Raw genomic sequence first — 1,627 nt, 5'->3', positions numbered from 1 at the left:
GGTCCGTCCGGGCGGCGCCCGTCTTATCGCAGAGCGCATCGAGGGCACCGGCCAGATCCGTGCCCGCGGGGGCGAGCGAAATGATCTCGGCATCCTCGCGGGTCAGTCGCGCAGGCTTGCCGGGATAGGCAAAAAAGCCGATGGGTGCGCGGGCACCAACCAGCACGATCCGTTTGAACCCGGCCAGAACCTTGAGCGCCGCGTCGATAGGGTAGGGCATGTCAGTCATGTATTGGCGCTACGCGCATCAACGTAGCCGAAGCGTAGGCGCAGTAAAATTTTGGTTCCATAAAGCGATCGGAGATGTCTGGCAGTGGAATCGCGTGGCTGCCTCCGCAGGTCTCCCCGTTTCGAATCCGGCGACCCAGAAACTGCGTGTTGCGATCGCGGATGGAGACGTAAAGCACGGTATCGAACTCAGCCAGCAAGGAATTGATATCCGAGCTGAGTGACTTGCGCCCGGTTGCGGTCAGCCAAACTGGCTCTTCGTTGGCGACAAGGAGAATCTGGGCGGCTTCCCCTTCGGTCAGCGCATACAAGGGGAAGTATGCCTGCGCCCATGGCCCTGTGCTGTCATGTAGGACAAGCGTCCGGTTCGGATCGGAGATCATGCTGGCAACCCATTCCCCTGGTCCATGTGTGAAGTAGCGGGCGTTGGAAAGGAGGACTACGCTTGCCGAGAGATGAGCGAGAATGATCGCTGAAGCGCCAGCCCGTTGAAGGATAATCCGCAACCGCTTTCCCGCTCCTTGCACGAAAGCTCTCGCGAAGAAAACCGCAACCGGCGGGATCATCCACAAATTGTAATGCGGTGCCAGAACCGAAAACCCTGGATTCATAAGGTTCGCAATGGCAAGCAATACGAGCCCCACCAAGACGGGCATCAATAGCATAGTGCTACGCGCTGCCATAGACCTTCCTACGAGCGCTAGACCCGCTAGGGAGACCACGCCGAGCACGGCCACAATCGCGATTGTTGGATAGACGAGATGGCTGCCGTGGAGAAAGGAACGCAGGCTTAGCCGTGCCAAGCCGACGAGCGTTTCAGTCAGCGATGACGCGGATGGGATGATATCTGCTGATCCCGATGCAGCGCTTGCGGTCATGGCGGCTGCGCTCAGTAAAAAAGGAACGAGACCGACTGATATCACAACCGTGCCACTTGCAGCGACGAGTACGGGCGCGACTGGCAGGCCACGGAAGACGCGGTCGGCAATTAGTGCACAGAGCAGGCAGAACCCAAAAACTAATCCATAGTAATGCGTGTAGCTCGCCGCTAAGACAAATACCGCAAGTAGGATAAGCAGCCATCTTGTGCCGTGCCCCCGCTTCTCGCCAGCCAAAACTAGTTCGGCAAAGCACCAGTAGCCCCAAGCAGAGAAAGTCAGAAATAGTGGGTAGGCGCGAATCTCGACAGCTTGGACCAAGATTCCGGGGGACAGTAATACGAAGGTTAGACAGAAAACACCGCCCCAAGGTCCTGCCGCGCGCCGGCCAGCCAGGTAAAGAGCGGGCGCACCCACGAGCACTGTAACGATCCCGAACCAGCGCATGCTCCCCTCTGTAAGACCGAAGACCTCTGTCCAGAGCCCGCCGAGCCAGTAGCTGAGCGGCGGCATTCGGTCGG

The 1,627-nt window shown here is 58.8% G+C and carries 1 protein-coding gene and 1 pseudogene; both read right to left on the bottom strand.

Annotated elements, in window-relative coordinates; all coding sequences use genetic code 11:
* Window positions 1–220 (bottom strand): annotated as a pseudogene (locus tag A3764_RS14485) (acetolactate synthase large subunit); the annotation flags it as partial.
* A 1-nt stretch (window position 221) separates the two neighbouring features.
* The coding region (locus tag A3764_RS14480) for a glycosyltransferase family 39 protein (RefSeq protein WP_150122195.1) at window positions 222–1,627 on the bottom strand (1,406 nt) is incomplete at its 5' end.

It is taken from the genome of Sulfitobacter sp. HI0129 (assembly GCF_001635395.1).
Lineage (GTDB): Bacteria > Pseudomonadota > Alphaproteobacteria > Rhodobacterales > Rhodobacteraceae > Sulfitobacter.
The sequence above is the reverse complement of the archived record's forward strand: the minus strand, read 5'-3'. Positions and strand labels throughout refer to the sequence as shown.